Raw genomic sequence first — 19782 nt, forward strand, 5'->3', positions numbered from 1 at the left:
GTTAAAAAATATGTAGCGAGTTATAATTCGCTACATGAATCTCGTTTAATTAATGAGACAGGTACAACTTCTTTAATATATGAAGCATTTTTGCCATTAATACTATTTAACAATATTTTTGCCGCATCCGCACCAATCTTATCGACATTTTGTTTTACTGTCGTTAATTTCGGGGTAATGTAATCTGACCATTCGACATTGTCATATCCGATAATGGATATATCTTCAGGTACCCGAAGGCCTGCTTCTTTAATTGCTTCCATCGCACCAAGCGCCATCGTATCTGAGCTTGCAAAGACTGCTGTTGGCCGCTCACTTAAAACAAGCAACTGTTGCATCGCTTCCTTTCCACCTTCAACGGAGAAGAAACCTCCATTGACGATATAGGATGGCGGAATTTGGATACCTAACTGTTTTGTAGCTTTTAAGAAGCCTTTCATACGTTCAATCCCCGAAAAGGTATTTTGATGTCCCGCAATATGTGCAATTTTCTTGTGGCCTAATGCCATTAAATATTTCAGTGCCATTTCTGTCCCTTGATAATTATCACTATAAATAACATTAGTATTCGCGCTGTCTAAGTCGACAATAACCGATGGTAAATCAGATTCTATCACTTTTTCAAGTTCATCATCATCATTTTCAGAACTAAAGACAACGACACCATCAACCCCGCGGTATTTGAAGTGATCAAGATAACTCTTCTTCTCATCACCAATTTTATTGGCAATAAATAATAAATCATACCCTTCTAATTCAACCACTTGTTTAAACGATTGAATAATGGCACTGAAGAAAGAGTGTTTAAGTCCTATGCCTAATGACTCCATATAAATAACACCTAGTGTATAAGATTTTTTCGTTGTCAATGTTCTTGCATAAGAACTCGGATAATATCCCATTTCATCAACGGTTTTAAGTATTTTTTCCCTTGTTTTTTTACCTACATCAGGATAATTATTCAATACTTTTGACACAGTCGTAATAGAGAATCCTGTTGCTTTGGCGATATCATAAATTGTGACAGCCATTGTTTACACCTCCCTTAGAAAACGAAAGCGTTTTCGTCTCTATTATAAATACCATTTATAACTAAAGTCAAGCCTTCTTTATGCTTTTACGAAAACTTTCGCTGTTAATTTTCGATGCACCAACATGACTCGACAGTGCGATAGCATACAAATCACTGTTTTTATGATAAAATAAACCTAAAGACCTAATGTGAAAAAAGGCGGGGTGAGGATATGCAAAATTACTTAAGAAATCGGCGGATTGTTTTAAGCTTTAGTTTAGCCTTTTTATTAATATTTATTATGTTTTCATATATTCACCGCTCAGATACACTAAAGCTTTTACCTGATCGCTTCACGACACTAAATGATAACTGGGATATCTACTTTGGGGAGATGTATGTTCAGACTGTTGATTTACCCGCAGAGATTAACGTAGGAGAAAACACGACCTACTTTGCGACAACTACTCTACCTGATACACCTAATAGTTATGATCATCTTCTGATACGGGCATCACTTCAGGACCTTGTTGTTTATTTAGATGGCGAGAAGATCCATGAAAAAATTAATAACCGCAACGGTTTGTTTCGAACACCTTTGACCAGTTCTTGGGAGCTCGTCTATTTACCTCATAATTATCAAGGTAAATCGCTCGCGTTGGAAATTCGCTCTGAAACAAAGGCGTTTGCCGGAACCATTAATCCCATTCATATTGGTTCAGCGGATGCCATGTTGTTTGATATGATTAAAAATCAAAGCTTAAACTTTACCGTTGGATTAGTTTTATTTATTCTCGCTCTTACTTGTTTAATGATTGCTTTATCCCAACGAAAATTTGGCGATAACCGGCTATTATACCTAGGTTTACTTAGTTTAACAACGAGTCTATGGATTATTGGGGAATCAAAACTTCTTCAATTTATGACGGGCAATCCATTTATTATTGGTAGCATCAGTTACTTAATGGTTCCGCTCATTGTCAGTTTTATTGCCTTATACATTAAAGAAGTTATTACGAAACGCTTTATCCATTTATTTCGTGGAGTAGCGGTTACTTTTTGGATGATTGCCTTATTAATGTTAGTACTCCAACAATTCAATCTGTTAAATTTCATTGAATTAATGGCGATCTTATTAAGTGTCATTTTAATAGCTGCCATTATTCAAGTAACCGCTCTACTATACGAATATCACTACGATAAAAACGAAGAAATTAAAAAAGTCGCGCGTTACGTGGCACTTTTAATCATCTCATTTATACTTGAAGCCGTTTTATTTTACACTAAAACTTTTCAATCGATCTCTAGCATGTTACTGATAGGAGTTTTGATATTTTTTATTCTCTTATTTATCGACACATATAAGTATATCAAACAAAGTGCTGAACAAACGCGTAAAAATCAATTGCTTGAAACACTCGCCTATCAAGACTTACTCACAGACGGATTAAATCGAACCGCTTATGAACGTGATCTAAAGAAAAGACTTGAGGAAGAGAAGTTTTTCCGGTTAGTGCTGATCGATTTAAATCACCTCAAATATATTAACGATAACTTCGGACATACAAGCGGTGACCATGCGATTAAGACCGTCTATCAAGCTTTACTTGATTCTTTCGAAGACGAACATTGTTATCGCATCGGTGGGGATGAATTTGTTGTGTTAAGCGATCGATTGGACAAACACCTTCATCAGCGCCAACTGATTACTTTACGAAAACAGCTAAACGAACACTCACATAGTCTGCCTTATACTATTGATGTTGCCGTTGGAAGTGACGTTTTCAACAAAGATGAGTGGCCAAGTTATACCCCATTCTATCATCATGTTGACCAGTTAATGTACCAGAATAAAATTGAACGCAAAACACGAAGCTAACTTTATCTTTAGCTTCGTGTTTTATATGTGATTACTATTTCCTTCGCATTGGTTCAGCTAATCGCAATTGAGCTGGTAAGACGGTGTAATCAATCGGAAAATGCCCATTCATATAATATGATTCACCATCACTATGACAGACGATTCGGTCGGCTAAGGCGACAGAAACAGCTGGCGCTCGTTCCTGACTAACGTAGGGTAAATCAAGATGCTTTCCGCGGTAAACGAGCCAAAACATTTTAAAGAAAGTATTCGCATCTAAACCGTGCACAATCGTGACATCAAGCCATTGATCATCAGCCTTAGCTAACGGGGCGATTTGCATGCCTCCTCCAAAATAAGGTTGATTACTCACCGTTAAAAACCATACGCGCTCATACAAGGTGTCCTCACCATTCATAGACACCATCATAGAAAATGGCTTGAACGTCCTTAAAGCTTTGATGACGTAATAAGGATAGACGAGATGACCAAGCTTGAACCTATTCAATACCTTTTTTAGTCGTGATTGATTGACGTACTCACAGACTAACGCATCAAAACCGATGCCACTGTTATTCACAATCAATCGACTAAAATTTCCGTGTTTTACCTTTATAACATCTACGTGTGATTTCTTCGGATGACGGATGAATCGCTCGATTTCTTTTGGGTCTTCAAATGTTTTGAAATACCTACCAAAATCATTACCTGATCCGTTTTTAATCACACCTAGCGTGATTGGGTGAAGGCCAATGCCATTTAACACCTCATGTATGGTCCCGTCCCCACCGACAACAATAATTAACGATATTTTCTCTTCTTTTATTAAATGCTTGACAATTTTTGTCGCATGACCAGGGTAGGCGGTCATATATGTACGGTACGGAATCGTTAATTTTTGTTTGAATGTCTTAAAGGCCTTCACACCTTTACCTGATGTCGGATTTACTATAAAAGCTAGTCTCATGTTGTCACCTCATTTAACGCTTATCGGCTATTTTTTAAGCGTTTCTGGCTTTAATATCGGCTCAAACCAATATTTATTAAAGACAGAGACTAACGGTCCTAACGAGACAGCCACGACAAGTGTCCCTACACCAACAACCGCACCGAAGAAAAACCCAATTAATACAGCCGTTGCATCGACAATTAAGCGCGCTATCCCAAAAGGAATACGGTTATTCGTCATTTCTTGCATCATAAGTGGCAAAGCATCATAAGGTGAAACACCTAAGTTCGCTGTGACATATAATGATAGACCTGTTGATGAGATGAATACACCAACAAACAGCAAAATAAAGCGAATCCCTAACCCGATTTCCCCTACATCCATCGTCTGAAAGAAATAAACGATAAAGTCAGCCGTGTAACCTAGAAGAAACATATTAATAAAGGTCCCGAACCCAATAAGCTCCCGGCTATTTATAAATAGAAAGACAAACAATAATAAGTTAAACAAAACAGAATAAAATCCGAAAGATAATCCAAGTGTTGCACTGACACCTAAATTCATTGTCGCAAAAGGATCTGTTCCTAATTCGGCGATTCGTAACACACCAATCGCCATTCCTAATAATAGATTCCCAAATAACATCCCCATGATACGTTTTTGACTGAGTGACATCGTTTTGCCTCATTTCTTTTTTATGTCGTTAGTTATCTTACCACTATACCATATTTTAACTCATTGATACTAGCTATACTGACAGATCTATACCTTTTTAAAAAAAAAATAAACACGCGCAGCAACTATGCTACACGTGTCATCTACTAAGCTAAAACAGCTTGAATATCCTTCTCAAAATCCATCGGTTCGTCTGTTGGTTCAAAACGCTTTAGTATCTCACCATCACGACCTACAAGGAATTTAGTAAAGTTCCATTTAATATCGTTCCCAACAACCCACTCTGGATACTTATCTTCAATAATTTTTTTAATGAGTTTCCCATTCATCGTTGTCTCATCAAACCCAAGGAAGGGTTGGGTTTGTTTTAAGAATTGAAACAATGGATGAGCCTTCGCGCCATTGACATCAATCTTACTGAAAATAGGGAATTCTACCCCGTAGTTCATTTGACAAAATTCAGCCGCTTCTTCATTTGTGCCTGGTTCTTGTGCGTTAAATTGGTTACATGGAAAACCTAAAATAGTCAGGCCTTGATCTTTATATTTACTATATAGCTTCTGCAGATCTTCAAACTGCGGGGTAAACCCACACTTACTGGCAGTATTTACCACCAGTAATACGTCACCCTTATATCGTTCTAAAGATACAAGATCACCTTCAATTGTTAGTGCTTCATAATCATATATTGTTGTCATCATATTCTCTCCTCTGTAATAAATAGTATCATTGTCATTATACATTAGTTATACAAAGGGAGAGGCATGATATGCTCAAAGTAGATAATTAATCACGCACAGTGAGTTGACATTTCCCGTGCTGTTTCGATTCATACATTGCTTCATCGGTTCGTTTAATAGCTGCTTGATAGTCACGATCTTTTGGCGAAAAAGCTGACAATCCAATCGATAGTGATATCGTGATCTGATTGGATTCTAATGCAAAGGGATGCGTGTCAAAATAATACAGGATGTGATCTAATCGCATAACCGTCTCTTCTTTTGTTAACTGATCGAGCACGATAACAAACTCATCCCCACCCCAGCGAATCAAGTGACCGTCTTCTCCTACAATCTCTTGAACAATAGCTGTCACGTGTTTTAATACGTTATCTCCTGCTTCATGGCCGTATTGGTCATTGATTTGTTTGAAATCATCGATATCAAACATCGCTAAGTATGCTTGTTTTTTCTTCAGATGATACATCTCAAATTGATGCGCAAGAATGCGCTCGCCATAACGTCGACTCTCAGCCCCTGTCAGTGGATCTGTACTTGCTTCTTCTCTTAATCTTTTCGTTGACTTACGTAAGTTTCTTTCCATAACGAAATAGACTAAAAAGAAACCTACCACAAGCACCAGTATTAAATACAGTAAAATATTCAGCACAGTTTGCGTTAATAATTTTTCGCTTTCTTCACGCACTTCACTCACATAACCGTCTAAATCATCTAAATGAACCCCCATGGCTACAATCCAATCGTAAGGCTCATAGAGTTTGGCATAAGTTACTTTCTTCGAGGATTTGTCTGAATGTAATTTATTAAAATAGTACGTAAAAAATAATTCTCCGTCATTATTTATCCCATTCAGTTCTGTTAAATAAGGTGTGTTGCCGACTGTATCTGTCGTATCTGTTGAGAGGAATTCATCTTCTGATTCAATCAAGTTCGGATGAATACGACGTATCGCATAATCCTCTCCACCTTCATAGTTAATGACTTCGTTCACCCAAATATACGCATCATTTTCAAATCTTTGATGATATATAATATCTCTAATATCTGACTGAACGATTGCGTCAATATACTGATGATTCACACCAAAAACACCGGTTAATGACCCCTTTTCAAGCGTCACTTCTGTTGCTAGGGCTGATTCAATCTCTTCTTTAGACATTACTTGCCCACCACTTTCGGTTGAAAAAACGAGTGTGTCTGTCTTATGGTCAAATAAGTAGGCGGTCCATAAATGATCTTCACTTACCTGAAACTCCTGTTGATAAAGTTCAACAAAGTCGGTTTCTGACATATTTTCAGCTAAAGTCGATAGTCGTTCTAATCGTTTATTTGTATTCAATTGATAAACGGTTTGTTTCGATGCGCGTAAGCGCTCAATTTGACTAATCATGTTATTGACAGTATCTTTTAAAAAATCTTTTTTAAGTTCAAGTGCGACGTCTTCAATTTGACTGACATATACTTTTTCTGTTTCATTGTGCGATACGATTTGGAATATCAATACAATGGCACTAATAATGATCGCAATCATTAATGTTAAAAATCGATAATTGTTTTTCATGCGCCATCCCCCCTATATAATCTATACGTCTTATGGCTTTTCTATCTATATTAGATTCTATGTTTACTTCATGTAAACGCTACACGGATTAGTTATATTTAACCGTTAATGAATGATGACTTACGAACTAGTAAGCGCTTTTCAATTATAGCACATCCGCATGTATTAGACACTGCCGATGACCTCCCATCACTCAAATTTAATTGACACTCTTCCATCTCTACCAAAATGCAGTCGCTCACTATATTTTTTCAGAAAATTATGTTAAATGAATAATAGATATGTTAAAATTATCTATATAGATAAAAAGAAGAGCAGATAAAAAAACATAGAAAGGCGGAAAAATATGCGACACACCATTCCACCTAAAGACCATGATAAACATAAAGACACTTTTGATCGGACGTTTTTCGGTAATCCTACTGTTATGTTTTTTGTTATTTTAGTTATTATTCTAGGTAGCCTTCTTTATAACTGGTTGTTTTGATTAATAGGTACAATATAAATACCTTTAAAATAAAAATGAGAAGTCCACTTTATAAGTGCGGACTTCTCATTTTTATAGCAACTCTTTGTTTAAAAATTATAACTGCGCACCATTTGATTTGATGACGTTCTTATACCAATCAAATGATTTTTTCTTCTTCCGTTCTAACGTACCAGACCCGTCATCATGCTTATCCACATAGATGAAGCCGTAACGTTTAGAATATTCCCCTGTTGACGCACTGACAAGGTCAATACAACCCCAAGACGTGTAACCGATTAAGTCAACACCGTCTTTCACTGCTTCACCCATTTGTTTAATATGTTCACGTAAATAGTCAATCCGGTAATCATCATTAATAGAGCCATCAGCTTCGACTTCATCATACGCACCTAAACCATTCTCTACGACCATCAGTGGTTTACGGTAACGACCATACAGTTCATTTAAGCTGATACGTAAGCCAACCGGATCAATTTCCCAGCCCCAGTCACTTGCTTTTAGGAATGGATTCTTCACCCCGCCAATAAGATTCCCTTGACCAAGTTCTTCTGGTGTCTTTTCTTTTTTATCAGTCCGTGACATATAGTAACTGAATGAAATAAAGTCAACGGTCCCGTTTTTAATGGTATCGAGATCGCCTTCTTCCATTTCAACCTTAATATCATTTTCTTCAAAGTAGCGATCGATAAAGTACGGGTATTCTCCGCGCACTTGCACATCACCACAGAAGAAGTTAAAGAGATCCGTTTCACGTCTCGTATGCATGACGTTGTCAGGATTTGAGTCATAGCTATAGACAGGCGCATAAATTAACATACAACCAATTTGTGAGCCAGGAATAATTTCATGCCCTTTTTGTACCGCACGTGCACTCGCGACAAACTGGTGATGCAAGCCTTGGAAGCTCTCCTGCAATCTTGCTTCTTCACTTGACGGTGAGAAACCTAGACCAAAGAGCGGCATATGGGTCGCCCCGTTAATCTCATTAAAGGTCAGCCAGTATGTCACTTTATCTTTATAGCGCGTAAAGATTGTCTCGACATAACGATCAAAGAAGTCAATTAACTGGCGGTTCTTCCAACCGCCGTATGCTTTAATTAAGTGCAGGGGCGTTTCATAATGGGCGATCGTCACGAGTGGCTCAATATCATATTTTGCTAACTCATCAAAGACGCGGTCATAAAAGGCAAGCCCTTCTTCGCTTGGCTCTAACTCATCACCATTCGGAAAAATCCGACTCCACGCAATACTCATGCGGAACACTTTAAAGCCCATCTCAGCAAATAACGCAATATCTTCTTTATAACGGTGATAAAAATCAATACCTTCATGGTTTGGATAAGAATAGTTTGCTTCATCAATTTCAAAATCAAATCCAGGACTTGCGAGTAATTTTAAACGCGCTTTCCCACCTGGTAACACATCAGCTAAGTTTAAGCCCTTGCCACCTTCGTTAAAACCACCTTCAAATTGATTGGCGGCAGTTGCCCCGCCCCATAAAAAATCTTCTTTAAATGGATAACTCATAATTATTGTCCTCCTTTTTATTGCTTACACATACTTTTAATCCCTCTGTTTTCACGTTTTTTCACTTGCTCTTTGACCTGAAGTTTTTCCCTATAAATAAAACGTGACTTACTTTAGCCTTTACTAATAAGTTCTAAAATTAAATCATCTGTCGATACTGTTGCTGGTACGGTTACTTCGACGTGGTAGTTTGATGCATTTGTTACGACCACTGGTGTTGTCAGCGGGTAACCAGCTGCTTTAATTTTTTCAATATCAAACGAAAGGAGTTTTTGACCACGTTCAATGCGATCGCCTTGCTTAATGTGTGCGGTAAAATGCTCACCTTCTAACCTAACCGTATCCATTCCAACGTGAATTAAAATTTCTGCGCCTTCATCTGATGTGATCCCAATCGCATGATGCGTTGGGAAAAGCGATGTGACACTACCTGAAACAGGTGCAACAACTAATCCTTCAGTCGGTTCAATCGCAATACCTAAACCGAGTGCGCCTGAATTAAACGCTTGGTCATCAATATCTTCTAATTTTACAAACTGACCTTTGATTGGACTTGTTACAACGGTTGTTTCAACCAAACCTGCTTCAGGCGTCGTTACTTTTTTCCTGTGTTAACACCTGTCACAGGTGATTCAGCTTCTTTTTTATTAATATCACCGAATACCCATGTTAGGGCGAAAGCCAAAATAAAACCTAACACAGCAGCAATCACAGCGGCATAGAATCCCATATCAAAACCTTCTGGTGAAATAAAGCTTGGGAACTGGAAGGCACCAAGTCCACCCATGACATAACCTGTTGTTCTAAAGAAACCTAAGATGGCTCCACCAATCGCGGATGCAATCAACGTAATAATAAATGGTCTCTTTAAAGGTAAGGCAATACCGTACATACCAGGTTCTGTTACACCAAAGATCGACGAAATAAACGCTGGTGCACTTAATGTTTTAATCTTCTTATCTCTAGATTTTAACCACACAGCTAATATCGCACCCGCAAGTGCCCAAGAGTGTGAAAAAACTAGCGCTAAAATCGCATCATACCCTTGTGTTGCGAAGTTATTAATCGCAATTGGCACAAGTCCCCAGTGGAGACCAAACATAACAAACACTAACCAGAAACCACCTAAGATGGCTCCGGCAATCACTGGACTTAAATCATACGCCCAAACCGTAAATTGACCGAGTAACTGACTTGCCCATGTGGCAATTGGACCAATGACAATAAAGGTGATGGGTACAATAATGAGTAAAGTTAACATCGGCACTAAGAACATTTTAACAACAGATGGTACAACTTTTGCGAAGAATTTTTCAAGTTTAGCCGCAAAGAACGTTGAAATAATAATCGGAATAACCGACATAGAATACGTCATTAAAATAACCGGAATACCTAAAAATTCAATATAGACGGGTGACTCAAACATCGTGCCACTAAACAACGTATAAAGTGGCTCTGTCGCACCTGGAATACCTTCAAGTGCTGGATAGACAAGCGCCATCGCAATGGTCATACCAAGAAACGGTGTGCCACCAAATTTCTTCATGGCTGTATATCCAAGTAAAATTGGTAAGAAGTAGAAGAGTCCGTCACCTGTTGCATTTAAAATTTGATAAGTCCCACTTGTGTCTGTTAAAAATTCTAGTGCTACAAACAGGGCATTGAGACCTTTGATCATACCAGATGCCGCTAACACGCCAAGAATTGGTGTGAAGATCCCAGCAATTAAATCAATAAACCGATCAAATAAACTACCACTCGGCTCATCGGTTGCCTCGTCATCCGTTGCACTTCCATCTTTAAATCCACCGACACTAACAACCGCTTTGTATACGTCAGACACGTGATTACCAATAACGACTTGATACTGGCCCCCGCTCTGCATGACGGTCACAACGCCGTCCATATTTTTTAGCGCCTCTGTATCCGCTTTCTTCTCATCTTTTAATTTAAAACGTAACCGCGTAATACAGTGGACCACACTTTTTACATTGCTTTTACCGCCGACACGTTCAATAATGTCTTTTGCTAATTGTTCATGTTTCATGTTTAACACCCTTTCGTTTTGGTTGTTTGTATTTGGGTAATAAAAAAACCTGAATCAATCACAGAGACACACACGTGTCGTGTCCGTAAGATTGATCCAGGTTATGCCCAAAAAGGTAACATTCCTAAATGTTTAATATTCAGTTTGTCGTGTTAATTAATTAACAACTTCAATTTATCATGAGGAAAAACATCTGTCAACAAATATTTAAAGCGTTTTCATAATTTATTTACTTTTAATCATTAAGAACTATTTAAATTGAATATATTTACAATTAAATGATGATTACTGTTGCTTTTGTTGATTTTCTTTATATTCACGGTACGTTACTCGGTGAATATGAACGGTTAAATAGACACGTTCATCTTGTGAGAGTGGCCAATCAACATTCTTTTCTAAATACAGATTAATCCGCTCAGTACATTGATACGCTTGACTATATTTTCGCATCACTTGTTCATGCATAAAGTCATCCACGGTGTCTTCTGGTACTTCTTTGCGAATAAAGCGCACGGCGAAATAACGTAAATGTGTGACAAAGCGCTCATAGTTGATCGTTGTTTCATCGAGTTCCATTTGGTAAAAGTACTTGACGATATTTAAAATATTATCAACCATCTCGGTTACTTGAACCGCCGCCTGCATGTTTTCACCCGTCAACTGACTGTTGACTAAGTGCAGGGCAATCGAGCCTGCCTCATCTTCATTAAGACGAATACCGGTTCTATTTTCGATAATATCTAAACAACGTTTAGCGATTTGATATTCACGCTTATAATACTTTCTCACTTCATACAACAAATTGTTCTTTAACTCAATGCCTTGTTTGAACCGCGCAATCGCAAAACTCAAGTGATCAGTTAAGGCGACATATAAATATTCATTCAGTTCATACGGCACGTGCTTTTGTGCATAAATGAGAATTTCTGATGCTAAATCTAAATACTCTTCTGATGTGTACTTTAACAGTTGGTCAAGTTTTCCTGATGTCTCTTTATCTTTTAAGATAAATTGTTTTTCAATAGCTGATGGATCAATCGTCTGACCAGGTTTCTTTTGAAACGCAAGACCTCTCCCCATCACAACCATTTCCTGACCATTCTCATTCAAAGTGGTGACGACATTGTTGTTCAATACTTTCAAAATCTCCACTTTCTCACCCCTGTTGGATTTTTTCTACATCCCTATCGCTCATGTCACAGTCTGTCATTTTAAAACTTAAGGTCAATTATTTTCTATCATAGTTTATTCATTCTGACAAGTAAATATTAATTTTATCCTAACACAGAATCATAAAGTGAAGACAATTTTTCATCACCATTTCATTATCAACAGCAATAAAATCTGTTATACAACAAAAAGCCCAACCAATAAGATTGAGCTTTTAATTCTTATATTCCGCACATCAAATCGTTAATTCTAAATGATTCCCTTCTGGATCTAAAACGACACTTTCATAATAACCATCCCCGGTCGTTCTTGGACCGTCCATATGGCAGTAACCTTTCCGACATAGTTCATCGGTTAATTGATCAACTTTTTCTTTTGAACCTAAACTAATCGCTATATGCGCCCAACCTAACACCTGTTCATCATCTTTTTCGGTCACATCTGTCCGCGACATTAGTTCCAAGCGTGCTCCGGATTCAAACGTTAGAAAATATGACTGGAAACCTTTCTCTTTATTCGTATAGCGATTACCCGCCGTTGCACCAAAATGTTTTGTGTAGAAAAACACCATTTTTTCTAGGTCTTTGACCCATAAAGCAACATGATCAATTCTCATTTTCCTCACTCCTATCTAAAGATGTTATCACTCAACTAATGTAGTATATACAATTGTTTCATCATTAGACTATCTGTATACTGTACATTACCCGAAAAATGCAGTAGATAAAAGCGATATTAGATTATGACAAATAATTATAGTGTAAAAGAAGCTTTCTTGTTTCTACTCCGTTCTGTCACCTTGTAGAATGATTTGTGTGTGCTATAACAAGTCAAACGGTTTGCCGTTCAATCAGAGTAATATCAAATGGCCTATTCTCTCGATGTGGTGATAACACTTGGTCTAACAAAGCTTCTCCCATCGCTTTTAGCGGGATATGGATGGTTGTTAACTTTAATGCTTTTGCGATAGGCTCATCATTCAGTCCGATAACTGCACACTCCTCTGGTATAGTTAGACCAAATGCTTTAGCATGAATTAAAAATCCCGCTGCGACTTGATCACTTGTGATAAGTAATGCAGTTGGTGAGGGCTCTAGCTTCATCAGCTTTGTTAACACATCGATACTATCTTCCAAATACAAGGCACCATCAAAACAATAGTCTTTGTTAAAGGGGAGATCATGGCGGGCTAAAAATGCACGATAAGTTTCTTCTCGTACTTTTGAATGCGTGCCGTTTCGGCGGTAGATTGTATAGCCAATGTTACGATGACCTTTTTGATATAAATATTCTAAAGCTTGGTTAAAAACATCTTGGTGGTCCACAAAGACAGACGAAAACTGATCGGACTTTCGTTGTTCTAACAAGACAATCGGACCGTACTGAACGTAATCTTCTAACACATGAAGCGGCGTCACTCTCGAACAAACAATCACCCCGTCCAATTGTTTTTGCCGCAACATGAGTAGCGCTTCTTGTTCTTTTTCTGCATCATAGTTTGTCGGAAATAGCATGAGTGTTTGTCCTTTTGCTTGTGCCTTTTCACTTATCCCAATCAGCACTTGAGCAAAATACGGGTGATCAAGAAAAGGTAAAATAACACCAATGACGTTCGTCTTCCCCTTACTCAAATGAACCGCATTCATATTTTGTAAGTACCCTGTTTCATCAATAGCCCGCTCAACCTTTATTCGCTTCGCTTCACTGACATAGGGGTGATGGTTTAATACCCGTGAGACCGTTGTAACTGATACACCTGCTCGTTTAGCTAAATCTTTTATATTCGTCATTATGCATAGTTCACCCCTTTCATTGTCTTTGATTTCCCTCTCAATATCACTTTTATTGTTATGACGTTTCTGATATCCGTAAATAATTACTAATAATCCCTTGATATGAAACGGGTTTCATCAGCTATACTAAGATATAGAAAGCATGCGTCGGCGTTAGAGAGACTTCTCGCGTAACGAGGATGCTTTTTTATTAATTAATTATTGCTTAAATACATCTAATCCTGGTAGAGCATCACCTTTAAAATCAAATAAACCCTGATTAGCCCAGTGATTGCCTTCTTCCGCATTTTCATTAATATAGGCCATGCCGGCTTTTGTTGCCCATGTCGCCCCTTTAACAGGTAACCAACTAGGCTCCCAGTAAACGAAGCCTAAACCTTTATAACCCTCACCTTTCACCTCATCAATCGTGGCAATTAAGTCTGTTAAAAAAGCCGTTTGACCTTCGGTACTGGCGGGATATCCAGCGATTTTTGCCAGTGTATCTGAAAAAATATTCACTTCTCCATTAGGTGACTGATCAGTAAAACCAAAGGACGTTTCAACGATCATGAGATCCTTTTCAAACAGCTTACCCGCTAGTGTCATTGTTTTTGTTAGATCCGCTAATGTCCCATGCCAAAACGGGTAATACGATAGGCCAATAATATCAAAATCAACCCCACGGGCGATGATTTCTTTAAACCAGCGTTCATATAAATAACTAGCCCCACCAAAATCCAAGTGAAGGAGTACCTTCATATTTGGATATTCACGCACCGCTTTAACGCCTGCTTTCAACAATATACTTAAACGATCAAATGCTTGCTGCCCCTTTTGTAACGCACCGGTTTGTTCATCTTCAAACTGGTTAGCTTCTGGTGAAAAAATTGGCGTCTTTCCATCAGGCCACAACATCCCGTTCGTCACTTCATTGCCCACTTGAACATACTCTGGCAAAACGTTTTCTTCTTCTAATTGACGAAGAACATGTTTTGTATAACTATAGACTTGCTTTTGTAAGTCATCAAAGCTTAATTTTTCCCAAGCCTTCGGTTTCATTTGTTTTCCAGGGTCTGCCCAAAAGTCTGAATAATGAAGATCTAACATAAAGGCGAGACGCTCTGCTTTTAAACGCTTTGCTAAGGCAATCGTTGTCTGTAAATCATTCGTGCCCCCGCCATACGGTTGACCAGTCTCATTGTAAGGATCCACCCATAATCTTAAGCGAATCAAATTAACACCAGAGGACTTCAGAATAGTAAATATATCCGTTGCTTGACCCTTTTTGCAAAAATTCCCACCTCCATTTTCAACTGCTGCTAACATTGACACATCTACTCCACGAATATCTAAGCTCACACCAAAAACCTCATAACTATTTTTCATGTAATATATCTATCGTCTGATGATCAAAAAAAGGACCTTCTAACTCACTAAACATATACCACTTCAGTGATGTATCACCCGTTTGATCCCATAATGGATAACCTGGTAAGGCTTTGATTGCTTCGTGATCATCTTTTAAAGTTCCACTAAAAAAGCTCGTATTAAACTTAGTGAAAACCGTCGCCATTTGTCTTGTCTCATCCAGTGGTAAATCATACAATAAGACACGGCTCATTGCTTTATCATAACTAATAGATTCAAACGTAGCCTGGCTATACATATGAAAATTAACTGTTTCATCCGTATCTTGATGATCCTCATTTGCTAATGAAAATTCACCCGGCACCTCTAACGAGACCGCTTCGTACCGTAATGTTTGATCTTCATCAATCGTTACTAAACCATACAAATGCGGATAAACACTTAAGGCACCGGTGGCAATATCATACAAATCATCTTCCACCGCTGTATGTTGTACATGGATATGCCCACTAAAATGTGTTTTTACCCCAAACGTTTGAAATAGTTCTTTTATGCGGTGGTTATGTTCAATCGTAAAGTTGCGATTCATGTGAGGGTGATGTTCAAGTAAATTATGATGCGAGGCAACAATCGGCTGGACACCTTGTATGCTTGCTTCTTCTAGTACATTTTCTAACCACAGCTCTGTTTCTTGTCTTACCCTACCTGACGGTTGTGACGGGGTTTGTTTACTGTTATCTTCGTATTTTACGGTATCAAGCATCACAAGCCATAGATCGTCACGTAATGCTGCGACATAACTAAGTGAGGACTCATCTTTTGAAACAACCTGCGTGATATCTTGTTGATAAATTTGGTCAAAATCGTCAGGCGATGTTTTTTCTACCCGGAACACCTTATCTTTTGTAAAGCGTGAAGCATGATAATTATTAATGTCATGGTTACCTGGAATAACAAGCACCGCGATACCTTTCTCTCTTAATACTTCAAGTTTATTTGATAAATGTTCATGACTTAACTTTTCACCGTTAAGCGTTAAATCACCGCTGATTACGACGGCATCAGGTTTTACTTTAAGAACTTCTCTAACAAAGCTATCGACAATGAGCTCTAAATCATATAACATTTTCCCATCACCAGCTTGAAATAAATCATCATACACGGGTCCTTGTTCAATTAACGCATCCGTTAAATAATGCAAATCCGTTGCCAGCATGATAGCAATCTCTTCATCTGATTCGACAACCGATGTGACATGCTTATTAATATCAACAGCCACCATTGGTTCTCTGATCAATGACTGGAAACCTAACACGACTAAGCTTAAGCTAGTAAGTATCAAAAATATAATTAATGGACGTTTCATTATCGTTAACCTCTTTTACTTATCTGTCATGATTACTATAAGCGTACCGAATGCATCACCATTTGACAACTTAAACGTATCCGTCACATTTAAAGAAATTACCAATAGCCTTTATCACGATTTAAACATAAAAGAAGAGCAAATAGCTAAGCTATCGGCTCTTCTTTTATTATTGATATAAGACCGTCGTTTCATTACTTTTATGCTTTTTGTTTTTTTACTTTTTAGTTCTCTCTTATCTCTTTCACTTTTGATGTAGGAAAATGATTTCTTTTGCTAGGTCCGTAAATGTCATACTAGTCATAAGATGATCTTGTGCGTGTACCATAAGTAATGACACCTCTGTTTTCTGCCCTTGCGCTTCTTTTGTCAGTAAGGCGGTTTGGCTATGGTGGGCCTCTACAAACGCTCTTTCTGCTTGCTTAATTGAATCATCTGCCTTTTCAAAATCACCCTCACGTGCCGCTTTAATCGCTTCCATCGCATGACTCTTTGCATCCCCACTATGTGTAATGATCCCCATAATGACTGCCATAATTTTTTTGTTATCCATATTTTACACCCTTACTTCATTAATTTTTCTGCTAACAATAACACATTTTCCCCGTGCATCATACCGTAGTCTGACATCGGAATAACATCAACCGGTATATCTAAACCTGCGACTTTTTTCTTAAAGTCATCTAACATAAAACGCACTTGTGGTCCCAGTAAAATCACATCAACCGCAGACTCTTTAATATAACTATCGGCTTCTGAAGAAGATAGCGCAAAGATATTATGATGACGTGCCGTTTCTTTAGAAAAAGTTTGCATTTTTCCGACCAACAAGCTTGTACTCATTCCTGCTGCACACACTAACATGATCTGTTTATTTTCCACATTTAACACCCCTTATCTATTGATTGATCTTGCTACACGAGAGACCGTATGACGCATACCTCTAATGGCTTTACTCATAGCAAAGATATTTTCAACGGGCGCGAGACCGCCATAACCCGCATCACCGATATGTTGAATATCAACCCCACAAATTTTATTCTGAATCGCTATCTGTTTAATCGTATCTTCATCAGAACTTTCCTGACTGGTGCCTATTGCCGTCATCACTAAACCATCATGCGCATGAACATGTTGAACAATTTCTGTTAATGTTGCCGCATCAAAACCGGGTACCGTCCCAACGGCTGGGACTAAAATAATGTCTGCACCTTTATCGATAAAGCTTTTAACTTGTGCTGTTGAAACAACCGGCTCATTCACACCAGCACCATGCATTTTTCCAGCAATAATTAATCCTGAAAAATGTTCTTTGGCTAATTCAATCGCTTTTTCAATTTCTTTGTTACTGACACCTGTTCCCGGATTCCCTGTTAGACAGACAAAATCCATCCCTAATGTTTCAATTTGTTCAAAAGATGCTTTTGAAGCCTGTCGACCTTTAGAAATCACTAGCGTGTCTTCGTTCATTTCTGCCTCTGTATCAACGGGCTCTAAGTTCACACCGATTGGTGCTCCTGTTAAGTGATGAAGCTTTTCAACAAAGTCACATGCACTATGCTCTAAACCAAAAATAACAGGTTCAAATACATCGACACCATTTAATAATATAAGATCTGCCCCGAAAGCACGCGCCATTTCTGCATTTGTTATATCACCAATGAACGATTCCCTTGGGGCGACATTTTCTGAACAAATAACCCGACCCTCACTTGCTTTTATACTTAACTTTAGTTCTTCTTTCGATAATGCTAAAATGTCAGAAGCATTTGCACTTATGAGACGCTTAACCATGTTGTTCTCTCCTTAAAATATACTTTTAGTTACTAGATAATTCATCCGCTTTAAACCTTTTTTCAACCGCTAACACAAACGGTAAATATAGTAAAATATCGATAACAATTAACACCAATTGTAAGATGGATGCACTCACACTACCCGTTGCTAAAACACCACTGATAATTGGCGGCATCGTCCATGATGGTGCGGTATACGTAAGTGGTACCAACCCTGATAACATCGTTATATAAGCGATCACTAAGTTAAAGATAGGCGCTAAAATAAACGGCACAATCAATAGCACATTGAGGACAACCGGTACACCAAACATTGTTGGCTCATTAATATTAAACAAGCCCGGGACAACTGTTAACGGGGTTAAGACACGAGATTGACGGCTGGCATTCTTTTTCTTTGCTAAATAGGCTAAAGCTAAAACTAAACCAATCGTTGCTCCTCCACCACCAATGTAAACAAAATTGTCCATGAAAACCGTTGTGAAAATATGTTGGAGTTCTTCTCCCGCTTGGTATGCCGCACGGTTTTGATCAAGGTTGGACAACCAAAGGGGTTGCATAACCGAGTTCACAATATTTCCACCGTGAATACCTACAAACCAAAACAAACTATTTAAACCGACTAAAATGGAGACGCCAAATACATTATTACCGAGTAGACCTAACGGTTTACCTAACACGACTTGGGCTAGCTCGTGTATATGTGGCCAGTTAAAGGTATCAATTAGACCGTAGACAAATAACCAAAAAACTATAATGACGGCGCCTGGAATAATGGCACTAAAGCTTTTTGCGACAGCTGGTGGCACACTGTCCGGTAATTTAATTCGTATGTTTTTATTTATAAACCATTGATAGACATAACCATTGGTAAGACCTAAAATAATAGCAACAAACAACCCACGCGCAGCCATAAACGTCGTTGGCATCCCTGCGCCCATATCTGATGTAACAAAGGGGGTAACCGTTATAAAGGCTGCCAGTGAGATAATACCTGAGGCGACACCATCAACTTTATACTGTTTAGTAAGACTATAAGCAATACCAAAACTAGCAATTAAACCAATCAACCCAAAACTACTGTCTACACCTTTCCATAAGTAACCAGACACGCCGATCGTACCTAAGAAATCTTCCCAACCGGGAACAGGAAAACTGGCAATGACCATTAATAGCGAACCAATGATGATGAGTGGCATAGCCATGGTAATCCCATCGCGGATCGCAATTAAAAATTTGTTGTTTCCTAACTTACCCGCAAACGGCATTAATTTTTCTTGTAACACCTGATTAATATTTTTCATCAAAATCCTCCTCTTCTTGTCATTTATTTATTTTTTATAATCAAATAAATGACTTTATTAATATTAAAGATATAATTAATTACTTTTTATAATTAATTACCTTGTTATTATAGAACTAGACTGAAACCGTTGTCAATAGTT

16 protein-coding genes and 1 pseudogene are annotated in these 19782 nt (G+C 38.1%); 1 reads left to right on the forward strand and 16 read right to left on the reverse strand.

All coding sequences use genetic code 11. The annotated features are described in order from the left end of the window. Window positions 1–20 precede the first annotated feature (20 nt). A complete protein-coding gene (locus BM390_RS11105; RefSeq protein WP_062322086.1) occupies window positions 21–1031 on the reverse strand; it encodes a LacI family DNA-binding transcriptional regulator in 1011 nt (336 codons plus the stop codon). A 213-nt stretch (window positions 1032–1244) separates the two neighbouring features. Between BM390_RS11105 and BM390_RS11110 the strand changes: the two genes are divergently transcribed. After that, window positions 1245–2891, forward strand: a complete 1647-nt coding sequence (locus BM390_RS11110) for a GGDEF domain-containing protein (protein WP_062322084.1) — start codon at window positions 1245–1247, stop codon at window positions 2889–2891. Window positions 2892–2925: 34 nt separating this feature from the next. Here BM390_RS11110 and BM390_RS11115 read toward each other — a convergent pair whose 3' ends face one another. From BM390_RS11115 to BM390_RS11185, 15 genes and pseudogenes are all read right to left on the reverse strand, one after another. Further along, window positions 2926–3840, reverse strand: coding sequence for a diacylglycerol/lipid kinase family protein (locus BM390_RS11115; protein WP_062322083.1), 915 nt, complete (start codon window positions 3838–3840; stop codon window positions 2926–2928). Between the two features lie 27 nt (window positions 3841–3867). Beyond that, window positions 3868–4497 carry a YczE/YyaS/YitT family protein gene (locus BM390_RS11120; RefSeq protein WP_062322081.1) on the reverse strand — a complete coding sequence of 210 codons (630 nt, stop codon included), beginning with the start codon at window positions 4495–4497 and terminating at the stop codon, window positions 3868–3870. 146 nt (window positions 4498–4643) lie between these two features. Next, window positions 4644–5195: a glutathione peroxidase gene (locus tag BM390_RS11125; RefSeq protein ID WP_089854822.1), complete on the reverse strand. Its 552-nt coding sequence runs from the start codon at window positions 5193–5195 to the stop codon at window positions 4644–4646. Between the two features lie 88 nt (window positions 5196–5283). Then, complete coding sequence (locus BM390_RS11130) at window positions 5284–6798, reverse strand: sensor domain-containing diguanylate cyclase (RefSeq protein ID WP_089854826.1); 1515 nt, start codon at window positions 6796–6798, stop codon at window positions 5284–5286. A 583-nt stretch (window positions 6799–7381) separates the two neighbouring features. Then, the gene (locus tag BM390_RS11135) at window positions 7382–8815 is read right to left on the reverse strand and encodes a glycoside hydrolase family 1 protein (protein WP_089854829.1); all 1434 of its coding nucleotides are present in this window, start codon (window positions 8813–8815) and stop codon (window positions 7382–7384) included. Window positions 8816–8928: 113 nt separating this feature from the next. Next, window positions 8929–10862 (reverse strand): annotated as a pseudogene (locus tag BM390_RS11140) (beta-glucoside-specific PTS transporter subunit IIABC). 285 nt (window positions 10863–11147) lie between these two features. After that, entirely contained in the window at window positions 11148–12014 is an 867-nt protein-coding gene (licT, locus tag BM390_RS11145) for a BglG family transcription antiterminator LicT (RefSeq protein ID WP_062322075.1), read from the reverse strand. A 253-nt stretch (window positions 12015–12267) separates the two neighbouring features. Beyond that, entirely contained in the window at window positions 12268–12648 is a 381-nt protein-coding gene (locus tag BM390_RS11150) for a VOC family protein (protein ID WP_062322074.1), read from the reverse strand. 214 nt (window positions 12649–12862) lie between these two features. Next, window positions 12863–13822, reverse strand: a complete 960-nt coding sequence (locus tag BM390_RS11155) for a LacI family DNA-binding transcriptional regulator (RefSeq protein ID WP_089854832.1) — start codon at window positions 13820–13822, stop codon at window positions 12863–12865. Window positions 13823–14023: 201 nt separating this feature from the next. Then, the gene (locus BM390_RS11160; protein WP_089854857.1) at window positions 14024–15166 is read right to left on the reverse strand and encodes a glycoside hydrolase family 53 protein; all 1143 of its coding nucleotides are present in this window, start codon (window positions 15164–15166) and stop codon (window positions 14024–14026) included. A 16-nt stretch (window positions 15167–15182) separates the two neighbouring features. Further along, a complete protein-coding gene (locus BM390_RS11165; protein WP_062322072.1) occupies window positions 15183–16541 on the reverse strand; it encodes a metallophosphoesterase in 1359 nt (452 codons plus the stop codon). Between the two features lie 244 nt (window positions 16542–16785). After that, window positions 16786–17094 (reverse strand): PTS sugar transporter subunit IIA, encoded by a 309-nt coding sequence (locus BM390_RS11170; RefSeq protein WP_062322070.1) that lies wholly within the window; start codon window positions 17092–17094, stop codon window positions 16786–16788. Between the two features lie 11 nt (window positions 17095–17105). Continuing rightward, window positions 17106–17423: a PTS sugar transporter subunit IIB gene (locus BM390_RS11175; protein WP_089854835.1), complete on the reverse strand. Its 318-nt coding sequence runs from the start codon at window positions 17421–17423 to the stop codon at window positions 17106–17108. 12 nt (window positions 17424–17435) lie between these two features. Next, on the reverse strand, window positions 17436–18335 hold the full coding sequence (locus BM390_RS11180; protein ID WP_062322068.1) for a DUF7916 family protein: 900 nt from the start codon (window positions 18333–18335) through the stop codon (window positions 17436–17438). Window positions 18336–18360: 25 nt separating this feature from the next. Then, a complete protein-coding gene (locus BM390_RS11185) occupies window positions 18361–19641 on the reverse strand; it encodes a PTS sugar transporter subunit IIC (RefSeq protein ID WP_062322066.1) in 1281 nt (426 codons plus the stop codon). Window positions 19642–19782: the final 141 nt, after the last annotated feature.

The sequence above is a fragment of the Halolactibacillus miurensis genome, assembly GCF_900116255.1.
GTDB classification, from domain to species: Bacteria; Bacillota; Bacilli; order Bacillales; family Amphibacillaceae; genus Halolactibacillus; species Halolactibacillus miurensis.

Excerpts from the sequence above, each read along its gene's own strand:
- BM390_RS11105 (WP_062322086.1), bottom strand. The coding sequence starts at position 1,031 with ATGGCTGTCACAATTTATGATATCGCCAAAGCAACAGGATTCTCTATT.
- BM390_RS11110 (WP_062322084.1), top strand. The coding sequence starts at position 1,245 with ATGCAAAATTACTTAAGAAATCGGCGGATTGTTTTAAGCTTTAGTTTA.
- BM390_RS11115 (WP_062322083.1), bottom strand. The coding sequence starts at position 3,840 with ATGAGACTAGCTTTTATAGTAAATCCGACATCAGGTAAAGGTGTGAAG.
- BM390_RS11120 (WP_062322081.1), bottom strand. The coding sequence starts at position 4,497 with ATGTCACTCAGTCAAAAACGTATCATGGGGATGTTATTTGGGAATCTA.
- BM390_RS11125 (WP_089854822.1), bottom strand. The coding sequence starts at position 5,195 with ATGACAACAATATATGATTATGAAGCACTAACAATTGAAGGTGATCTT.
- BM390_RS11130 (WP_089854826.1), bottom strand. The coding sequence starts at position 6,798 with ATGAAAAACAATTATCGATTTTTAACATTAATGATTGCGATCATTATT.
- BM390_RS11135 (WP_089854829.1), bottom strand. The coding sequence starts at position 8,815 with ATGAGTTATCCATTTAAAGAAGATTTTTTATGGGGCGGGGCAACTGCC.
- BM390_RS11150 (WP_062322074.1), bottom strand. The coding sequence starts at position 12,648 with ATGAGAATTGATCATGTTGCTTTATGGGTCAAAGACCTAGAAAAAATG.
- BM390_RS11155 (WP_089854832.1), bottom strand. The coding sequence starts at position 13,822 with ATGACGAATATAAAAGATTTAGCTAAACGAGCAGGTGTATCAGTTACA.
- BM390_RS11165 (WP_062322072.1), bottom strand. The coding sequence starts at position 16,541 with ATGAAACGTCCATTAATTATATTTTTGATACTTACTAGCTTAAGCTTA.
- BM390_RS11170 (WP_062322070.1), bottom strand. The coding sequence starts at position 17,094 with ATGGATAACAAAAAAATTATGGCAGTCATTATGGGGATCATTACACAT.
- BM390_RS11180 (WP_062322068.1), bottom strand. The coding sequence starts at position 18,335 with ATGGTTAAGCGTCTCATAAGTGCAAATGCTTCTGACATTTTAGCATTA.
- BM390_RS11185 (WP_062322066.1), bottom strand. The coding sequence starts at position 19,641 with ATGAAAAATATTAATCAGGTGTTACAAGAAAAATTAATGCCGTTTGCG.